Origin of the sequence: Dyella marensis (assembly GCF_900112865.1) — a bacterium.
Classification (GTDB): Bacteria; Pseudomonadota; Gammaproteobacteria; order Xanthomonadales; family Rhodanobacteraceae; genus Dyella_D; species Dyella_D marensis_A.
The window spans coordinates 60615-79177 of sequence record NZ_FONH01000010.1 but is presented as its reverse complement, the minus strand read 5'-3'; the positions used below and the strand labels follow the sequence as shown (position 1 = coordinate 79177).

The window sequence follows — 18563 nt, the reverse complement described above, 5'->3', positions numbered from 1 at the left end:
GCATGGATCGCATCGTTCTCGCCAGCAGCAACCCCGGCAAGCTCGCCGAGTTCAACCAGCTGTTCGCCGATGTCGGCCTGGCAGTGGTCGCGCAGGCCAGCCTGGGCGTGGCCGACGCGGACGAGACCGGCCTTACCTTCATCGAAAACGCCCTGCTGAAAGCGCGCCATGCCGCGGCCGTCACCGGCCTGCCCGCGCTGGCCGATGACTCCGGCATCTGCGTGGACCACCTGCGCAGCGCGCCGGGCCTGTACTCGGCGCGCTACAGCGGCGGGCATGGCGACTCGGCGGCGAACAACGCCAAGCTGCTGCGCGAAATGGAAGGCGTGCCGGAGGCACGGCGCGGCGCCTTCTTCATCTGCGTGCTGGCGCTGGTGCGCCATGCGGACGATCCCGCCCCGCTGATCGCCGAAGGCCGCTGGCACGGCCGCGTGCTCGACGCGCTGCGCGGCCCGGGCGGCTTCGGCTACGACCCGTTGTTCCTGCCGGACGGCCTGGCGCAAAGCGCGGCGGAGCTCGATCCGGCCACCAAGAACCGCCTCAGCCACCGCGGCCAGGCGCTCGCCGTGCTGCACGCCCGCCTGGCCGGCTGGCAGCGCGACCGGACCTGAGCATGCCGCTGGCCGCACCGCCGCTGTCGCTGTACGTGCACATGCCGTGGTGCGTGAAAAAGTGCCCGTACTGCGACTTCAACTCGCACGGCCTGCGCGGCGAGCCGCCGCCGTACGAGCGCTACGTGGAACTGCTGCTGGCCGATCTCGATGCGGATCGCAGCGATTTCGCCGCCGCGCTGGAAGGCCGTCCGGTCCGCAGCATCTTCTTCGGCGGCGGCACGCCCAGCCTGTTCGCGCCGGAACTGATCGCGCGCTTCCTCGACGGCGTGCGCGAGCGGCTGCCGCTGGCCGGCGAGGCGGAGATCACGCTGGAGACCAATCCCGGCACGGTGGAGCACGGCCGCTTCGACGGCTATCTCACCGCCGGGGTGAACCGCCTGTCGTTCGGCATCCAGAGCTTCGACGACGACAAGCTGCGCCGCCTGGGCCGCATCCATTCCGCCGCCGAGGCCGCGGCCGCGGTGAAGTCCGCGCAGGATGCCGGCTACGCGAACATCAACCTGGACCTGATGTACGCCCTGCCCGAGCAGACGCTGGACGGCGCGCTCGCCGACGTGGCGCGCGCCGTTGCCCTGGCGCCCACGCACATCTCGCATTACCAGCTCACGCTGGAACCGAACACCGCCTTCGCCGCCAACCCGCCGCCGCTGCCGGACGACGACCACGCCTGGGCGATGCAGGAAGCCTGCGAACAGGCGCTGGCCACGGCCGGCTACGGCCAGTACGAAATCTCCGCCTACGCACGCCCCGGCCGGCGCTGCGCGCATAACCTCAATTATTGGCAGTTCGGCGATTACCTCGGCATCGGCGCTGGCGCGCACGGCAAGCTCAGCGATGCGGGCGCCGGGCAAGTCCGCCGGCGCTGGAAGACGCGTCATCCGCGCGCCTGGATGGAAGCGGCCGGCGGCCCCGGCCGCATCGGCGGCGACCAGGCGGTGAGCGACGACGAATTGCCGTTCGAATACATGCTCAACGCGCTGCGCCTGATCGACGGCGTGCCGATGGACGCGTTCGAGGCGCGCACCGGCCTGCCGCTGGAACGCATCGCGATCGCGCTCGACCGCTGTCACCAACGCGGCTGGCTGCAAGACGATCCCACTCGATTGCGCACCACTGCGCTGGGCCAGCGCTTCCTCAACGATGTGATCGCTTCCTTCTTGGACTGATCCGTCCGGTTCCCGGCGTCCGCCGCTCACACGCCCGCCGCACGGGCCTAGTGTGATCTGCATCGTCAAGAGCAACCGGCAGAATCTTCATGAGCATTACCCCGGAGCGACATGCGGCGCCGGCGCCAGGCCAGCGCGCGCACGCCAACATGGTCTGGGGCGCGCGTGCGCGCGCCCTGATCGAGCAGACCCACGCGCTGTACGCCAGCTGGCTGGAAGCGCCGCTGCTGGCCTGCCTGCTGGACGCGGAGCAGAAGCTGTTCGAGCAGTCCTGGCTGGCGCCCGGTCATACCGAACAGCAGGCTTACATCAGTTCGCGCCAACGGCTGCAAAGCTATCGGGATGCGATCGAACAGCGTTTCCGCAGCGAAGTGATCAAACGCTTCGAGCAGATCGGCGCTACGGTCGACAACACCGCGGCGCCCATGCCGCTGGCGCTGTCCGCCACGTTGTCGCTGCTGGACAATGACGAAACCGACGAGCACGCCATGCTGGAACAGGTCGCTGCACGCAGCGAGGCGCGGCATGCATCGACGCTGTTCGAGCTCGGCTACCGCTTCGCCGCCCTCGCCGCCCAGCCGCCGCTGGCCGGCGACAAGCTCCCGCTCAGCGCGCAGGCGCAGTCCCTCGCTTTCCTCGACGCCTTGCGCGAATGGGAACTGCCGGCCGCCCATCGCGTGCTGCTGCTGGACGCATTCGACCATGCCGTGGTGCGCGAGCTGCTGCCGCTGTACGAAACGATCAACCAGCACCTCATCGATGCAGGCGTGCTGCCGTACCTGCGCGCCTACCGCGTTGCCCGTCCCGGCGAGGACCCGCGGCCACACGTCCCTGCCGACGCGGCGGACGCCGGACCGGCCGGTGAGCGACACCGGGCGGAGCGCGGGAAGATCGACCAGGCCGTGGCCGTGTGCGATCTCATCCACGACCGCCCGATCGGCCGGCTCGGCGACCTCTCCGCCACCGGTCTGCAGCTGATCAGCCACGCGGTACCGCGCAGCGACGCCGTCTACCAGGTCAGCCTGCGCCTGCCCGGCACCGGCACGGCGCCGCCGCTCGAACTGGGGATCCAGGAGCAATGGCAGGACGCGGCCGCCGCGCCGGGCCAGGTCTGGGCGGGCTTTCGCATCGTCTCGATCAGCCCCGCCGATGCCGAGCGGCTCGACACCTGGCTGGCCCCGCCCGGCAGCGGGGACTGAGCCGGGCCTGTCATCCGGCCTGCACGTTCGGCCGATGGCAGGCCCGCCGCGGCGGGCCTAGACTGCGCTCCGTCTACAGGGGAAACGGGCGGAACTTCCATGGATGTCGAACAGGGTCGACGCCTACCGCTTGCGCCCGGCCAGGGCGAGCGTCCCGACGGCCACGGGGGCTGGAGCCCGCGCGTGCGCCGCCTGGTCGAGGAAACCCACGCGCTGTGCGAGAGCTGGCTGGAGGCGCCGCTGCGCGCCTGCCTGCTGGATGCCGAGCACAAGCTGTTCGGACAGGCCGAGCAGGCCCGCAACTACATGGACCAGCAGGTGCACATGAGCGTGCGCGTGCGGCTGCAGAACCATCGCGAGATGCTCGAGCGGCGCTTCTTCGCCGAACTGGCCGGGCGCTTCGAGCAGCTCGGCTCCAGGACCCAGAGCGATGCTCCGCTCACGCTGTCCCTGCTGGACGACGGCGAGGACGACGAGCGCGCCGCGCTGGAACAGGCCGGCGTGCGCAGCGAAGCGCGGCATGCGCCGATGCTGTTCGAGCTCAGTTACCGATACGGCGCGCTGACCAGCCTGCCGCCGCTGGAAGGCGAGGACCTGCCGCTGGGCGCGCAGTCGCTGTCGCGCTGCTTCCTGGATGCCCTGCGCGACTGGGAACTGCCGATCCGCCATCGCCTGCTGCTGCTGGACGCGTTCGACCACATGGTGGTGCGGCACCTGGCTTCGCTGTACGAAACGGTCAACCAGCACCTGTCCGGCGAAGGCATCCTGCCGCACCTGCACGCCTATCGCGTGGCGCGGCCCGGCGAGGGCCGCGGCCTGCGCATCCCCACCCCGGCCGTGCCGGGCAGCGTGCCCGCCGGCGCGGCGCCGCCGCCGCTGGAACTGGGCGACAACGTGCTGGACATGCTGCGCGAACTGCTGGCGCTGCAGCGCGCGGTCGCGCCGCCGCCGGCGCCCGCGGGCCAGGCATTGAGCGACGACCAGCTGCAACACCTGCTCGCCGCGCTGCAGGCGCCGCTCGCGCATGCGGCGCAGCGCGTCGCTGCCGGAGGCCAGGCCACGCAGCTGCGCGACCAGTTGCTGGCCCTGCTCAATGCCGGCACCGAGACTTCGGCGCCGAAGCTCTCGCTGAGCGCGCGCCAGGACGACACCGTGCAGCTGGTGGCGCTGCTGTTCGACCAGATGACCAGCGCGATGCAGCACGACAGCCATGCCTATCGCCTGCTTGGCGAATGGGAAGTGCCGCTGCTGCGCATGGCGCTGGCCGACCGCGACGTGTTCGACCAGCGCGAGCATCCCGCGCGCCGCCTGCTGGCGGCCATGGCCGATGCCGCGCACGACTGGCTCGACGGCAACGAGAGCGATGCCGACCGCTCGCTCGCCACCAAGCTCACCCAGCTGGCCGAGCGCGCGCAGCGGGAACCGCCCAGCGCCGCGCTGTACACCAGCCTGCTCACCGATATCGAACATCACTTGTCCCTGCTCTCGCGCAAGGCGCAGGCCACCGAGCGGCGCCAGGTCGAAGCCATGCAGGGCCGCGAGCGACTGGAACACGCGCGCCGCCACGCCGCGGAGCTGATGGCCGAGCGCTTCCGCGCCGCGCCGCCGCGCGGCCTGGTGCGCACCCTGCTCGAACGCGCCTGGTCGGACGTGCTCGCGCTGACCCTGCTGCGCAACGGCGAGGAGAGCGACACCTTCGCCGCGCGCCTGCGCATCACCGACCAGTTGCTCGGCCTGGCGCCGGTCGACGACCGCAATGCCTTGCTCGACGATATCCAGACCGGCCTGCAGCAGATCGGCATGCAGGCCGAGGAAGCGGCCCAGGTCGCCCGGCGCCTGCTCGGCAACCCGGACGACGCCGCGGCAAGCGACGACGGTCTCTCCGCCACCGGCGTGGCGATGAAGCTGAAACAGCACCAGCGCCTGGGCGAGCACCAGGCCACCGAAGCGGCACCGCTGCCGGAACCGGCCAAGGCGGCCGAACCGCCCAGCGAAGAAGAACGGCGTGTGCGTGCGCGGCTGCTGACGCTGCCGTTCGGCACCTGGTTCGATTTCCTCGACGAGGCCGGCCAGGTCGCCAGGACGCAGAAGCTGGCCTGGTACTCGACCGTGTCCGGACGCTGCCTGTTCGTCACCCGGCGCGGCACGCGCGGCGACGAACAGGCGCTGGAACAGCTGGCGCGCGACATCGTGCAGGGCCGCGCGCGCGAAGCGATCGCCCCGCGCGAGAACCTGTTCGACCGCGGGCTGCGCGCGCTGATGGAGAACCTGCGGCCCGGCGCCGCGCATGCCGGAGGCCGCCAGTGAACACATCCGCCAGCGCGATCGAACAGCGCCGCGCCCTGCGCAAGCGCGCCAACTACACGGTGGCGGTGACCGACGTCATCAACGACCGCTTCCTCGGCCACCTGGGCAATCTCTCCGCCACCGGCATGCTGCTGATCGGGCCCGGGGCGCCACGCCCCGAGGCGGTGTACCAGGTGAGCCTGGGCCTGCCGGGGCTCAGCTTCCCCGGCGCGAACACCTCGCCGCTGAGCATCGAACTGGGCGTGCAGGAGCAATGGCACGACGCGGCGGCGACGCCCGGGCAGGTGTGGTCGGGCTTTCGCATCGTCTCGATCAGTCCGGCCGACGCGGCGCTGCTCGAGGCCTGGCTGGCCTTGCCGGGTGGCAAGGAATAATCCTACTCAGTGCGAATAATCCCAAACTGCGCCTTCCTGCTGCGCCATAGTGGTGCGGATTTCCTGTGAACCACCAAACTCGGTCGCGACGCCCCATCGCGCACGAATCAGGAACCGAGCCATGCCCACCGCCCCGCACCCTGTCACGGAGCTGGAGACCGCCACCTACGCCAAGGTGACGCTGCGCCTGCTGCCGTTCCTGTTCATCTGCTACGTCGCGGCCTATCTCGACCGCGTCAACATCGGCTTCGCCAAGCTGCAGATGCTGAGCGACCTGCACTTCAGCGAAGCGGTGTACGGGCTCGGCGCAGGCGTGTTCTTCATCGGCTATTTCCTGTTCGAGGTGCCCAGCAACATGCTGCTGCACCGCCTGGGCGCGCGCCTGTGGATCAGCCGCATCATGGTGAGCTGGGCGCTGGTCTCGGCGGCCACCATGCTGGTGACCACGCCGACAGCGTTCTATGTCCTGCGCTTCCTGCTCGGCGTCGCCGAGGCGGGATTCTTTCCGGGCATCGTGCTGTACCTGACCTACTGGTATCCCTCAGCGCGCCGCGGCCGCATGAACGCACTTTTCATGACCGGCATTCCGATCGCTGGCGTGCTCGGCGGCCCGCTGTCCGGCTGGATCATGCATGCGTTCGGCGGCGTGCACGGCCTGGCGAACTGGCAGTGGCTGTTCCTGCTCGAAGCGCTGCCCTCGCTGGCGCTGGGCATCGCCACGCCGTTCGTGCTGCCCAACGGGATCCGCTCCGCGAGCTGGCTCGATGCGCGGGAAAAACAGCTCCTCGAAGACCGCCTGGCCGGCGACCCGCAGGCCGGCAGCGAGGCATCGCTGCGCAGCGTCATGGCGGACGTTCGCGTGTGGCGGCTGGCGGCCATCTACTTCTGCTGCATGATGGGCCTGTACGGCGTGAGCTTCTACCTGCCCACGCTGATCGCCGCGGCCGGCGTCGACGATGCGCTCGATGTCGGCCTGCTGACCGCGATCCCCTATGCCGTGGCGGTGGTGTCGATGATCCTGCTCGCGCGCAGCTCCGACCGGCATAACGAACGCCGCTGGCATCTCGCCGCGGCGAGCATCGCCGGCGCCGCCGGCCTGTACGCGAGCACGCTGTGCGGCAGCGAGCTGGTCCTGGGCCTGATCGCGCTGTCGCTCGGCACGGCCGGCGTGCTGTCGACCATGCCGGTGTTCTGGACCTGGCCGAGCAGCGTGCTGGCCGGCACCGCGGCGGCGGCCGGCATCGCGATGATCAATTCGATCGGCAACCTGGCCGGCTTCGTCAGCCCGTCGATCATCGGCTGGATGAAGGACCTCACCCACAGCACGAACGCCGGGCTATGGGTGGTCGCGGTGGCACTGCTGCTCGGCGCGGCGCTCGCCTTGCTCGGCAGCGCCGCGAAAGCGCCAGCGCGGATGCGCGCCTGATGCCGGCCCCGCCCGACCAGGCCGGCGCAACCTTGCTTGCAGCATTGCGCGAGATCGCCGGTGCACGCCACGTGCTGGTCGGCGACATCGAGACACGCCGCTACCGCCAGGGCTATCGCTTCGGCAGCGGCCGCGTGCTGGCCGTGATCCGTCCCGGCAACCTGGTCGAGCAGTGGCGCGCGCTCGCCGCCTGCGTCGCCGCGCGCGCCGTGGTCATCACCCAGGCGGCCAATACCGGGCTGACCGGCGGCTCCACGCCCGATGGCGACGACTACGATCGCCCGGTCGTCATCGTCAGCACGACGCGCATCCGGCGCATTCACCTGATCGACGGCGGGCGCCAGGTGGTCTGCCTCGGCGGTGCAACGCTGGATCAGCTCGAGCGCGCCTTGAAACCGCTCGGGCGCGAGCCGCATTCGGTGATCGGCTCGTCCTGCATCGGCGCCTCGGTGCTGGGCGGCGTCTGCAACAACTCGGGCGGTTCGCTGGTGCAGCGCGGACCGGCGTATACGGAGCTGGCGATCTACGCGGCCGTCGATGCGGCAGGCGAGCTCCGCCTGGTCAACCACCTGGGCATCGAACTCGGCAGCGCGCCGGAGGAAATCCTGTCGCGCATCGAGTCCGGCCGCTTCGGCGAGCACGACATCCATGCCGGCGCGGCGGCGTCGGATGGCGACTACGCCAGCCATGTCCGCGATATCGACGCCGTCACGCCCGCGCGCTTCAACGCCGATCCGCGGCGATTGTTCGAAGCTTCCGGCTGCGCGGGCAAGCTCATGGTGTTTGCGGTGCGCCTGGATACGTTCGCGGCGGAGCGGGACGCCAGGGTGTTCTACATCGGCGCCAACGACACCGCCGCGCTGACCGCGCTGCGGCGCCACGTGCTGGCGGATTTCGCGCAGCTGCCGATCGCCGCCGAGTACCTGCATCGCGATGCCTTCGATATCGCGCGCAGGTACGGCAAGGATCTGTTCCTGGCGATCGACTGGCTCGGCACCGCCCGTATGCCGCTGCTGTTCCAGCTGAAGACGCGCTGCGACGCGCTGTTCGAGCGCCTCGGCTTCGTGCCCGCGCACCTGGCCGACCGCGTGTTGCAGTGGCTCAGCGAGCGCCTGCCGGATCATCTGCCGGAGCGCATCGCCAGCTATCGCGACCGCTACGAGCACCACCTGCTGCTCAAGGTATCGGCCGCAGGTGCCGACGAAGCGCACCGGTTTCTGTCCGAACATTTTTCGTCCGCCGACGGCGCGTACTTCGAATGCACCGAAGCGGAAGGCCGCAAGGCCTTCCTGCACCGCTTCGCCGCGGCCAGCGCGGCGGTGCGCTATCGCGCGGTCCATCCGCATGAGGTCGAGGACATCGTCGCGCTCGACATCGCCCTGCGCCGCAACGACCGCGACTGGTTCGAACGCCTGCCGGAACCGATCGAGCGCAGGCTGCGCTTGAAGCTCTACTACGGGCACTTCCTGTGCCATGTCTTCCACCAGGACTACCTCGTCGCCAAGGGCCATGACTGCGCGGCAGTCAAGCACGAGCTGCTCGCCCTGCTCGACCGGCGCGGCGCCGAATATCCGGCCGAGCACAACGTCGGGCACCAGTACCGGGCCAAGCCCGCGCTGGCCGGCTTCTATGCCGGGCTGGATCCCTGCAACTGTTTCAATCCCGGCATCGGCGGGGCGTCGAAGTCCGCGATGTATCGCGACCGGCCCTAGCGCCCGGCCGCATCCAGGCTGGCGGCGGCCACGCCCGCGCGCGATCATGTGACGCTTATCGGCCCGCGCGGCCATCGTCCGCAACGGTCCCAAGCCAGGACTCCCCATGATCGACCGCCTCGCTTCGCTCTATCCCCAGCATCTGGCCACCGTGCGCGAGCGTGCCGACAAGGCGCTGGCGTTGACCGGCCACGACCATCTGCTGATCGCCGCCGGCCTGCCGCCGCGCAAGTTCCTCGACGACCAGGACTACCCCTTCGTCGCCAGTCCGCACTTCCGCCACTGGCTGCCGCTGACCGATGCGCCCGGCAGCTGGATCGTGCATACGCCGGGGCAGCGCCCGCGGCTGGTGTTCCTGCAGCCGCGCGACTACTGGCACGTGGTGCCGGAAGCGCCCAGCGGTTATTGGGTCGAGCATTTCGACATCGCCGTGGTGCGCACGGTGGAAGAAGCGGTGGCGCAGCTGCCCGGCGCGCAGACGCGTCGCGCGGTGATCGCGCCGGACCAGCCCGCACTTGCCGGTATCGAAGCGGGCCACCCGCAGGATGTGCTCGACATCCTGCACTGGCATCGCTCGTACAAGACGCCGTACGAGCTGGCACTGATGCGCGAAGCCAGCCGCATCGGCGCGCGCGCGCATCGCGCAGCGGAGCAGGCTTTCCGCGCGGGCGCCAGCGAGCTCGGTATCCACCAGGCGTATCTGGCGGCCGCCGGCGCGATCGACGCCGAGCTGCCCTATGCCAGCATCGTCGCGCTCAACCAGCACGGCGCGGTGCTGCACTACACGCACTTCGATCACGTCGCGCCGGACTACCACCGCTCGTTCCTGATCGATGCCGGCGCCAATGCCTGCGGCTACGCCAGCGACATCACGCGCACCTATGCCGGTCGCGGCGAGGACCAATTCCAGTCGCTGATCGACAGCGTCGAAGCGGCCCAGCTGAGCTTCGCCGCCAAGGTGCGCGCGGGACAAAGCTATCCGGAGCTGCATATCCACGCCCACCACGTGCTGGCCGGCGTGCTGCGCGAGCATGGCTTCATCCGCATGGAGCCTGAAAGCGCGGTGGCCACCGGCGTCACCGCCGCGTTCTTCCCGCACGGCCTGGGCCACCCGATCGGCCTGCAGGTGCACGACGTCGCCGGCTTCCAGCAGGGCGAGCGCGGCGGCAGCATCCCGCGCCCGGCCGGACACCCCTACCTGCGCATGACACGCACGCTGGAGCCCGGCATGGTGGTCACCATCGAGCCGGGCCTGTACTTCATCGACATGCTGCTGGCCGAGCTGCGCGAGCGCCCGGTGGCGAAGGACATCGACTGGGAACGCGTCGAGCTGTTCAAGCCCTATGGCGGCATCCGCATCGAAGACGATGTGGCGTGCACCGGCGGCGAACCCGAGAACCTCACGCGCGACGCCTTCGCGCAAGCATGAGCGACCCCATGGATCCCATACCGCCGCTCGGCCCTGCACCGCTGCCCCCGCCGCCGCCCAGGCCGGCACGACGCCGCGGCATGCCCCTGTGGGCGATGCTGCTGGTCGGCCTGGTGGTGGGTATCGTGGCCGCCGTCGGCGGGCTGGCGTGGTGGGGCTGGCAGGCGTTCGAGCAGCAGGCCACCACGGCGATGGCGGCCGATCCGGTCATCGCCGAACACATCGGCGCCATCCGCCGCACCCAGTTCGACTGGGCCGCGACCAGCGCCGAGCCCGACGACGACACCTTCGCCTTCCATGTGACCGGCGAGCGCGGCAGCGGCACGGTGGTGGCGCGCTTCATCACCGAGAGCGCGGATGTCGAGAGCATCGACGGCGGCGTGCTGATCATGCAGGACGGCACGCGCATTCCGCTGGACGAGGCCAGGGACCACGGCGCGGACGACAGCGAAGACGACGAGCGCGGCTGAGCCTCCCGCACCGGCGAACTGACCGGGATCAAGTCCCTGCGGCCGCCTGCCGCTGCGTCATTGCTTCGCGCGACATCGACGTGAGCGCGGCGTATTCTCCGCTGCAGCTGATGCAGGGGCTCATCGGATGCGCACGCGGTCGATCCAACCTGACAGTCCGGCCAGCACCCAGGCCGGCGGCCGCCCGCTGCGCCGGCTGGCCCGCGAGCTGATCCTCATCGTGATCGCCAAGATCGTGCTGCTCACCCTGATCTGGTGGGTGGCGATCGCGCCGCATCCGCGTCCCGATACCCGTCCGGCGGCGATCGAGCACCTGCTCGCGCCGGCCGCCTCGTCTTCCGCCGCGAACCAAGGCCACCCATGATCATCGACCCCGATGTCGTCACCCTGTCGCGCCTGCAGTTCGCGCTGACCGCGCTCTATCACTTCCTGTTCGTGCCGCTGACGCTGGGCCTGATATGGATCCTCGCCATCATGGAGAGCGTCTACGTCATGACCCGCCGCGAGGTGTGGAAACGCATGACCCAGTTCTGGGGCGTGCTGTTCGGCATCAACTTCGCCATGGGCGTGGCCACCGGCATCACCATGGAATTCCAGTTCGGCATGAACTGGGCCTACTACGCCCACTACGTCGGCGACGTGTTCGGCACGCCGCTGGCGATCGAAGGCCTGATGGCGTTCTTCCTCGAAGGCACCCTGATCGGCGTGTTCTTCATGGGCTGGACGCGCATCTCTCCGGTCAAGCACCTGCTGGTGACCTGGTTCCTGGCGCTGGCCACCAGCCTCTCCGCGCTGTGGATCCTGGTGGCCAATGCGTGGATGCAGAATCCGGTGGGCTCGGCTTTCAACCCCGAGACCATGCGCATGGAGGTGACCTCGTTCGCCGAGGTCTTCTTCAACCCGGTGGCGCAGGCCAAGTTCGTGCACACGGTGAGCGCGGGCTATGTGCTCGGCTCGATGTTCGTGCTGTCGATCAGCGCCTGGTATCTGCTGCGCGGACGCAACGTGGATTTCGCCAAGCGTTCGATGACGGTCGCGGCCAGCTTCGGCCTTGCCGCGGCGCTGTCGGTGGTGGTGCTGGGCGACGAGTCCGGCTATGCGGTGTCGGAAAACCAGAAGATGAAGATGGCCGCGATCGAAGCCATGTGGGAGACCGAACCGGCACCGGCCTCGTTCACCGTGTTCGGCATTCCGGACGTCAAGAACCGCACCACGCACTATGCCCTGCAGGTGCCGTGGGTGATGGGCCTGATCGGCACGCGCTCGATCGACAAGCCGATCCCCGGCATCAATAACCTGGTCGAGGACACCAAGGGCAAGATCGACAACGGCATCCGCGCCTACGATGCGATGCTGGTGCTGCGCGAGGACAAGCACAACGCGCAGGCCAAGGAAATTCTCGCCGCGCACGACAAGGACCTCGGCTACGCCCTGCTGCTGAAGCACTTCGTCGAGGACCCGCGCAAGGCCACCCCGGAAGACATCCAGAAGGCCGCCGACAGCACCATTCCGAACGTGCCGGTGCTGTTCTGGTCGTTCCGCATCATGGTTGCCTGCGGCTTCTACTTCATCGCGCTGTTCGGCTATTCGTTCTGGCTCTCCAGCCGGCGCAGGCTCGATCGCAACCGCTGGTACCTGAAGCTGGCGCTGTGGAGCCTGCCGTTGCCGTGGGTGGCCGCGGAGCTGGGCTGGATCGTGGCCGAATACGGCCGCCAGCCGTGGGCGATCGAGGGCATCCTGCCGACCTCGCTGGGCGTCTCCAGCGTGACCACCGGCCAGGTATGGACCTCGCTCGGCGGCTTCGTGCTGTTCTATACGGCGCTGGCGGTGGTCGACGCGGTGCTGATGCTGAAGTTCGCGCGCAAGGGGCCGGACGGGCTGGGCATCTGGCCCGTCGTCGAACGCGACCCGTCGCTGCGTCCCGCCCTGGAAGACTGAAGGAGCCTGCCATGTTCGATCTCGATACACTGCGGGTGATCTGGTGGGCGCTGCTCGGCATCCTGCTGATCGCCTTCGCCGTCACCGACGGCTACGACTTCGGCACCGCGGCGCTGCTGCGCCTGCTCGGCCGCGACTCCGACGAGCGCCACGTGCTGCTGGAAACCGTCGAACCGACCTGGGAAGGCAACCAGGTGTGGTTCGTGCTGGGTGGCGGCGCCTCGTTCGCGGCCTGGCCAATGCTGTACGCGGTGTCGTTCTCCGGCATGTACCTGGCCATCGCGCTGGTGCTGCTGGCCTTCATCCTGCGGCCGGTGGGCTTCAATTTCCGCAGCAAGATCGAGCACACGCGCTGGCAGGATCTGTGGGACTGGGTGCTGGTGGCTTCCGGCGTGACGGTGCCGCTGCTCACCGGCGTGGCCTTCGGCAACCTGTTCCTGGGCCTGCCGTTCCGCTTCGACGACGATCTGCGCATGAGCTGGCACGGCAGCTTCTTCGAATTGCTGCATCCGTTCGCCCTGCTGGCGGGCCTGGTCTCGCTCAGCATGCTGCTCACCCACGGCGCCGCCTGGGTGGCATTCAAGGCCGACCGCAGCATCGCCGCCCGCGCCGCGCGCATCGCGCGCTGGACCTGCCTGGCCTGGGCGGTGCTCTACGTGGGTGCCGGCATCTGGCTGGCCTATGGCATTCCCGGCTACGCCATCGCCAGCGAGGCGGTGCCGGGCGGCCCGTCCAATCCGCTGTTCAAGCAGGTGGCGACGGGCAGCAGCTGGTTCGCCAGCTATATGAGCCATCCGTGGTTCTGGGCCGCGCCGGTCGCCGCCTTCGCCGGCGCGCTGGTGCTGCAGTGGCAGGTGGCGACGCAGCGGGTGAGCGGCTTTCTCGGCAGCAGCCTGATGGTGATCGGCACCATCCTCTCGGCCGGCTTCGCGCTGTTCCCGTTCCTGCTGCCATCCAGCCTCGATCCGCGTTCCAGCCTGACCGTGTGGGACGCCTCGTCCAGCCGCAGCACCTTGTTGTTGATGCTGGGCGCCACCGCGGTATTCCTGCCGCTGATCGTGCTGTACACCTCGTGGGTGTTCAAGGTGATGCGCGGCCGGGTGACCCTCGACCACGTGCGCGGCACGCACCGCAGTTACTGACCGGAGACCTGAGCCATGTGGTATTTCAGCTGGATCCTCGGCCTGGGCCTGGCCTGCGCCTTCGGCATCCTCAATGCGATGTGGTACGAGGTGCGCGCATCGGATGAGGACAAACCGTAGGTTGGGGTGAGCGCAGCGAACCCCAACATGACCTTTCCCAGGCGCACCGCCATGTTGGGGTTCGCTGCGCTCACCCCAACCTACGCCGGGTGCTGAAGGTCAGCGCTCGGCCAGCAGCGCCTCGATCGCCTCGGCTTCTTTCGGCACCGCGGCGGTCAGCACCTCGTTGCCGTCGCGGGTCACCGCCACGTCGTCCTCGATGCGGATGCCGATGCCGCGCCAGCGCTCGTGCACCGAGCGCTCGCCGGGCGGCACGTAGATGCCCGGCTCCACCGTCACCACCATGCCCGGCTCCAGGATGCGCGGCTCGCCGTCGATGCGGTAATCGCCGACGTCGTGCACATCCAGGCCCAGCCAGTGGCCGGTCTTGGCCGGGAAGAAGCGCTTGTAGGCACCCTCGGCGATGGCCGTCTCCGCGTCGCCCTGCAACAGGCCCAGCGAGCACAGGCCTTCGGCGATCAGATAGACGGCCACTTTGTGCGCGGCGCTGAACGGACGGCCGGGCCGCACCTGCTCGATCGCCGCCTGCTGCGCGGCGAGCACCACTTCGTAGAGCGCGCGCTGCTCGCGGCTGTAGCGGCCGTTGAGCGGGAAGCTGCGGCTGATGTCCGAGGCGTAGCAGTCCAGCTCCGCGCCGGCGTCGATCAGCAGCAGGTCGCCGTCGCGCAGCGGTGCGCGGTTGGCGGTGTAATGCATCACGCAGGCGTTGGTGCCGGCGGCCACGATCGGCGGGAACGCCGGCACCGCGCCGCGGCTGCGCATGCTGCGCACCAGCTCGGCTTCCACCTCGTATTCGTGCCGGCCCGCCAGCGCCATGCGCATGGCGGACAGGTGCGCCTCGGCGGCGATCGCGGCGGAGCTGCGCATCAGGCGCAGTTCCGCCCGGGACTTGTACAGGCGCAGGTCGTGCAACAAATGACCCAGCGCGACGAATTCCTTCGGCACCACGCCGCCGCCGCGCAGCTGGCGCAGGCGGCGCATCCAGCCGAGCAGGCGGGCGTCGAATTCCGGCTCGCGGCCGAAATGGCAATAGACGCGGGCGCGCCCTTCGATCATGCCGGGCAGGATGTCGTCGATATCGTCGATCGGGAATGCATCGTCCATGCCATGCTCGGACACCGCGCGCTCGGTGCCGATCGACTCGCCGTGCCAGCGCTCGCGCTCATCGTCGCGCTCGCGGCAGAACAGCACCACTTCGCCATGCTGGCGGCCGGGCAGCAGGGCCAGCACTGCGTCCGGCTCCGGGAAACCGGCCAGGTAGTGCAGGTCCGAATCCTGGCGATAAGGCCAGGCGGCATCGGCATTACGGATGCGTTCGGGCGCGGCGGCGACCAGCAGCACCGCGTCCTCGCCGGCCATCTTCATCAGCTGCCGGCGACGGCGGGCGTATTCGTCCTGCGCGATGCTCAATGCACGGTGTCGCTGTTGGGCTTGTTGCGGCCACCCACGCATTCGGCGTGCAGCAGCATGGCGGCGACGCGCACGAATTCGTGCAGCTCGATCAGCGCGTCCTCGTCGTCGCGGCTGTCGCTGAATTCGAATTCCGAGGCGGCGATGGTGGCCAGGTCGCGCAGGATTTCCTGCGCCTCGTCGGAAAGCTTGCCGAGTTTGTCCGGGCCGGCCAGGCCGAAGCCGCCGAGGAAGCCGCGGCACCAGTCGCCCAGCGATTCGGCGCGTTCTTCCAGCGGGCGGTCGGCGGCGGGAAGCAGCGGCTCGAAGCCAAGTTCCGGATCGGCCAGCTCCTGTTCGCTCTGCTGCACCAGGCGTTCGAGCAGCGCCCGGTCGTTGGCCGCAGGGCTGACTTCCTCGCCGTCCAGCTGCAGCACCGACAGCAGGGCATCCCTGCCGACCCGGCCACCGCCGCTGAGATAGCCGCACAGCGAACCGTGCAGTTCGCTGGCGTCGACGGCCAGTTTCAGGCGCGCCGCGACGCCGTCCAGTTCCTCGTGACCGATCAGCTCGGCAGGCGCCATGGACATACTCCTTCGGGGTCAAGACGCCAGTTTAATGCACCGCTCCGCAAACCGCCGAAAGCGCCTGCTGACACGCCCGGACCTCCTGCTATAGTTCGGCGCATGAGCACGCCCGCCCCGTTCAATGATCCCGTCAAGCAGGAACTTGCCGCGCTCGGCGAGCAGGTGGATCGCCTGCTGGACGCGGTGCGCCGGCTCGGCGAGGAAAACCGCAGCCTGCGCCACAGCCAGGAACAGCTGGCCAGCGAGCGCGCCGGCCTGATGGCCCGCAACGAACAGGCGCGCAGTCGCGTCGAGGCAATGATCCAGCGCCTCAAGGCACTTGAGAACAACGGCTGAGCACCCAGATGACCACCTCCAGTGAACCGGTCGCGCTGCGGCTGATCGATCGCGAATTCCTGATCGCCTGCGCACCGGAGGAACGGGAGGGCTTGCTCGAATCGGCCGCCTACCTGGACCGCAAGATGCGCGAACTGCGCGCCAACGCCAAGACGCCCGGCTTCGACCGCCTGGCCGTGCTGGCGGCGATCAGCATCACCCATGAGTTCCTGGCTCTGCGCAAGCAGCACAGCGGAGCGGACCAGAGCGTGGGCGATACGCTTGCGGCCATGCGCCGCAAGCTTGAAGCGGCGCTCGATGCGCAACTAAAATAGTCCTCGGCGTTTACTGCGGTGTGCGCCAGCACACTCTTACATTTGCCTTGTTCCTAAATACGGCCCCGGGTCGGCTTTTCATCGGCTGTTGTGCATGTCCGCTGCGTGCGGAAAGCCTTGAGGCCATGTAGCCCTCCCACCTGATCCATCGTGGATCAAGGTCGTTTGGTGGGCAGCGGCACCGCGGTGGACGCCACCTTTTACCGCTACGGCCGAGCTTGTTCCGACATCGGCCGGGCCCGCGGAAACCGCCCGCAGCGCTTGCGCTGCGGGCGTTCTCTTGAGGAGACCCCCGACGTGGACGCCACCGCCCAGCGCCGCGAGCTACGCCAACGGCTGGCCGAGCGCCGGCGCGAGCTCTCCCCGCCCCAGCGCATGGCCGCCGCCCAGGGGCTGCGCCGCAGCCTGGAACAGCTGCCCGAGTACCACACCGACCTGCGCGTCGCCGGTTATTGGGCGACCAACGGCGAGCTGCCGCTGAACCTGGCCATCCCGCCGCTGGCCACGCGCGGCCAGCAGTTCCTGCTGCCGGTGATCGGCCCGGGCCTGCGCCTGCGCTTCGCGCCCTGGAGCGCCGGCCAGGACGTGCAGCCGAACCAGTACGGCATCCCCGAGCCGGCGAACCCCAGCGAACTGCTCGAACCCTTCCAGCTCGACCTGGTCCTGCTGCCCCTGCTCGCCTTCGACCGCCGCGGCAACCGCCTGGGCTACGGCGGCGGCTATTACGACCGCGCCTTCGCCTTCCTGCAGGAACAGGCGCGCCCGACCGAGCCGCTGCTGGTCGGCATCGGCTACGCCTTCCAGGAACTGCCGGCGATCGAGCCGGCCGCCTGGGACGTGCCGCTGGACTACATCGCCACCGAGCAGGAACTGATCGACTGCCACCCCGCCGAGGCGGGCGACGGAGACGCCCACGCATGAACCACTGGCTGATGAAGTCCGAGCCGGACACCTTTTCCATCGACGACCTCAAGCGCAAGGGCAAGGAAGCCTGGGACGGCGTGCGCAACTACCAGGCGCGCAATTACATGCGCGACGGCATGCGCAAGGGCGACAAGGTGTTCTTCTACCACTCCAACTGCGCCGAGCCCGGCATCGTGGGCGTGGCCGAGGTGGTCACCGAGGCCTATCCGGACCCGACCCAGTTCGACCCCAAGAGCCATTACTTCGACGCCGGCAGCTCGCGCGACAACCCGCGCTGGATGCTGGTCGAGGTGAAGTTCGTGAAGAAGCTCAAGCGCACCATTTCGCTGAAGGAACTGCAGGCCGATCCCGCCCTGATGGACATGCCGCTGGTGCGCAAGGGCAACCGCCTGTCGGTGATGCCGGTGGCTGCCGCCGAATGGCGCCACATCCTCACGCTCGAATAACCCCCACTCTGCGGACTGCACCATGAGCAACGAAAAACGCCTGGCGGGCGAAGCCGCCATCCGCTACGTCGAGGACGGCGGCATCGTCGGCGTCGGCACCGGCTCCACCGTGGCGTTCTTCATCGACGCGCTGGCGGACCTGAAAGACCGCATCCAGGGCGCGGTGTCCAGTTCCGAACAGTCGACCGCGCAGCTCAAGCGCGTCGGCATTCCGGTGCTCGATCTCAACGCCACCGGCCCGCTGTCGATCTATGTCGACGGCGCCGACGAATGCGACCCGTACAAGCGCCTGATCAAGGGCGGCGGCGCCGCGCTGACGCGCGAGAAGATCATCGCCGCGGCCAGCGCCAGGTTCGTCTGCATCATCGATTCCAGCAAGCGCGTCGAGCTGCTCGGCAAGTTCCCGCTGCCGATCGAGGTGATCCCGATGGCACGCAGCCTGGTCGGCCGCGAGATCGTCAAGCGTGGCGGCAACCCGGTGTGGCGCGATGGCGTGGTCACCGACAACGGCAACTGGGTGATCGACGTGCACGGGTGGCAGATCGCCGATCCGGTCGCGCTGGAAAAGGATCTGAACCAGATTCCCGGCATTGTCACGGTGGGCCTGTTCGCGCAGCGCGCGGCGGACGTGGTGCTGATCGGCGACCGCGAGATGTAAGCGGCTGCGCGG

20 protein-coding genes and 1 other RNA gene are annotated in these 18563 nt (G+C 69.1%); 19 read left to right on the top strand and 2 right to left on the bottom strand.

The features are described 5' to 3' along the window. Positions 1 to 2 precede the first annotated feature (2 nt). The 13 genes from rdgB to cydX all read left to right on the top strand — a co-directional run bounded on the left by rdgB (position 3) and on the right by cydX (position 13897). A complete protein-coding gene (gene rdgB / locus BM172_RS14065; protein ID WP_026633823.1) occupies positions 3 to 611 on the top strand; it encodes an RdgB/HAM1 family non-canonical purine NTP pyrophosphatase in 609 nt (202 codons plus the stop codon). 2 nt (positions 612 to 613) lie between these two features. Further along, entirely contained in the window at positions 614 to 1780 is a 1167-nt protein-coding gene (hemW, locus tag BM172_RS14060) for a radical SAM family heme chaperone HemW (protein ID WP_026633824.1), read from the top strand. An 89-nt stretch (positions 1781 to 1869) separates the two neighbouring features. Then, positions 1870 to 2979, top strand: coding sequence for a DUF1631 family protein (locus BM172_RS14055; RefSeq protein WP_081805024.1), 1110 nt, complete (start codon positions 1870 to 1872; stop codon positions 2977 to 2979). A gap of 99 nt (positions 2980 to 3078) precedes the next feature. Then, positions 3079 to 5286 carry a DUF1631 family protein gene (locus BM172_RS14050; RefSeq protein WP_026633825.1) on the top strand — a complete coding sequence of 736 codons (2208 nt, stop codon included), beginning with the start codon at positions 3079 to 3081 and terminating at the stop codon, positions 5284 to 5286. After that, on the top strand, positions 5283 to 5660 hold the full coding sequence (locus tag BM172_RS14045; RefSeq protein WP_026633826.1) for a PilZ domain-containing protein: 378 nt from the start codon (positions 5283 to 5285) through the stop codon (positions 5658 to 5660). The genes BM172_RS14050 and BM172_RS14045 overlap by 4 nt, the downstream gene beginning before the upstream one ends. 121 nt (positions 5661 to 5781) lie before the next feature. Continuing rightward, the gene (locus tag BM172_RS14040; protein WP_035322415.1) at positions 5782 to 7086 is read left to right on the top strand and encodes an MFS transporter; all 1305 of its coding nucleotides are present in this window, start codon (positions 5782 to 5784) and stop codon (positions 7084 to 7086) included. Then, on the top strand, positions 7086 to 8798 hold the full coding sequence (dld, locus tag BM172_RS14035; protein WP_026633827.1) for a D-lactate dehydrogenase: 1713 nt from the start codon (positions 7086 to 7088) through the stop codon (positions 8796 to 8798). The genes BM172_RS14040 and dld overlap by 1 nt, the downstream gene beginning before the upstream one ends. Before the next feature lie 106 nt (positions 8799 to 8904). Further along, positions 8905 to 10227, top strand: coding sequence for a Xaa-Pro dipeptidase (pepQ, locus tag BM172_RS14030; RefSeq protein WP_026633828.1), 1323 nt, complete (start codon positions 8905 to 8907; stop codon positions 10225 to 10227). Positions 10228 to 10307: 80 nt separating this feature from the next. Then, a complete protein-coding gene (locus BM172_RS14025; protein WP_051548352.1) occupies positions 10308 to 10697 on the top strand; it encodes a flagellar basal body-associated FliL family protein in 390 nt (129 codons plus the stop codon). Between the two features lie 127 nt (positions 10698 to 10824). Further along, positions 10825 to 11061, top strand: coding sequence for a cytochrome oxidase putative small subunit CydP (gene cydP, locus BM172_RS14020; protein ID WP_026633829.1), 237 nt, complete (start codon positions 10825 to 10827; stop codon positions 11059 to 11061). Then, positions 11058 to 12635 carry a cytochrome ubiquinol oxidase subunit I gene (locus BM172_RS14015; protein ID WP_026633830.1) on the top strand — a complete coding sequence of 526 codons (1578 nt, stop codon included), beginning with the start codon at positions 11058 to 11060 and terminating at the stop codon, positions 12633 to 12635. Before cydP ends, BM172_RS14015 begins: the two co-directional genes overlap by 4 nt. Positions 12636 to 12646: 11 nt before the next feature. Then, positions 12647 to 13777 (top strand): cytochrome d ubiquinol oxidase subunit II, encoded by a 1131-nt coding sequence (cydB, locus tag BM172_RS14010; RefSeq protein ID WP_026633831.1) that lies wholly within the window; start codon positions 12647 to 12649, stop codon positions 13775 to 13777. Positions 13778 to 13792: 15 nt separating this feature from the next. After that, entirely contained in the window at positions 13793 to 13897 is a 105-nt protein-coding gene (cydX, locus tag BM172_RS14005; RefSeq protein WP_081805025.1) for a cytochrome bd-I oxidase subunit CydX, read from the top strand. A 99-nt stretch (positions 13898 to 13996) separates the two neighbouring features. Here cydX and BM172_RS14000 read toward each other — a convergent pair whose 3' ends face one another. Together BM172_RS14000 and BM172_RS13995 are read right to left on the bottom strand one after the other, a co-directional pair. Beyond that, on the bottom strand, positions 13997 to 15349 hold the full coding sequence (locus tag BM172_RS14000; RefSeq protein ID WP_051548353.1) for an aminopeptidase P N-terminal domain-containing protein: 1353 nt from the start codon (positions 15347 to 15349) through the stop codon (positions 13997 to 13999). Then, a complete protein-coding gene (locus BM172_RS13995) occupies positions 15304 to 15870 on the bottom strand; it encodes a UPF0149 family protein (RefSeq protein WP_026633833.1) in 567 nt (188 codons plus the stop codon). Before BM172_RS13995 ends, BM172_RS14000 begins: the two co-directional genes overlap by 46 nt. 102 nt (positions 15871 to 15972) lie before the next feature. Between BM172_RS13995 and BM172_RS13990 the strand changes: the two genes are divergently transcribed. The 6 genes from BM172_RS13990 (at position 15973) to rpiA (ending at position 18551) form a co-directional block, all read left to right on the top strand. Further along, the gene (locus BM172_RS13990; protein WP_026633834.1) at positions 15973 to 16209 is read left to right on the top strand and encodes a TIGR02449 family protein; all 237 of its coding nucleotides are present in this window, start codon (positions 15973 to 15975) and stop codon (positions 16207 to 16209) included. An 8-nt stretch (positions 16210 to 16217) separates the two neighbouring features. Next, positions 16218 to 16523 (top strand): cell division protein ZapA, encoded by a 306-nt coding sequence (locus tag BM172_RS13985; RefSeq protein WP_026633835.1) that lies wholly within the window; start codon positions 16218 to 16220, stop codon positions 16521 to 16523. Positions 16524 to 16530: 7 nt separating this feature from the next. Then, positions 16531 to 16717, top strand: a non-coding RNA gene (gene ssrS / locus BM172_RS13980) — 6S RNA. A gap of 103 nt (positions 16718 to 16820) precedes the next feature. Beyond that, positions 16821 to 17444, top strand: coding sequence for a 5-formyltetrahydrofolate cyclo-ligase (locus tag BM172_RS13975; protein WP_026633836.1), 624 nt, complete (start codon positions 16821 to 16823; stop codon positions 17442 to 17444). Beyond that, positions 17441 to 17893, top strand: coding sequence for an EVE domain-containing protein (locus BM172_RS13970; RefSeq protein WP_026633837.1), 453 nt, complete (start codon positions 17441 to 17443; stop codon positions 17891 to 17893). Before BM172_RS13975 ends, BM172_RS13970 begins: the two co-directional genes overlap by 4 nt. Before the next feature lie 22 nt (positions 17894 to 17915). After that, the gene (gene rpiA / locus BM172_RS13965; RefSeq protein ID WP_026633838.1) at positions 17916 to 18551 is read left to right on the top strand and encodes a ribose-5-phosphate isomerase RpiA; all 636 of its coding nucleotides are present in this window, start codon (positions 17916 to 17918) and stop codon (positions 18549 to 18551) included. The last annotated feature ends 12 nt before the right edge of the window (positions 18552 to 18563 follow it).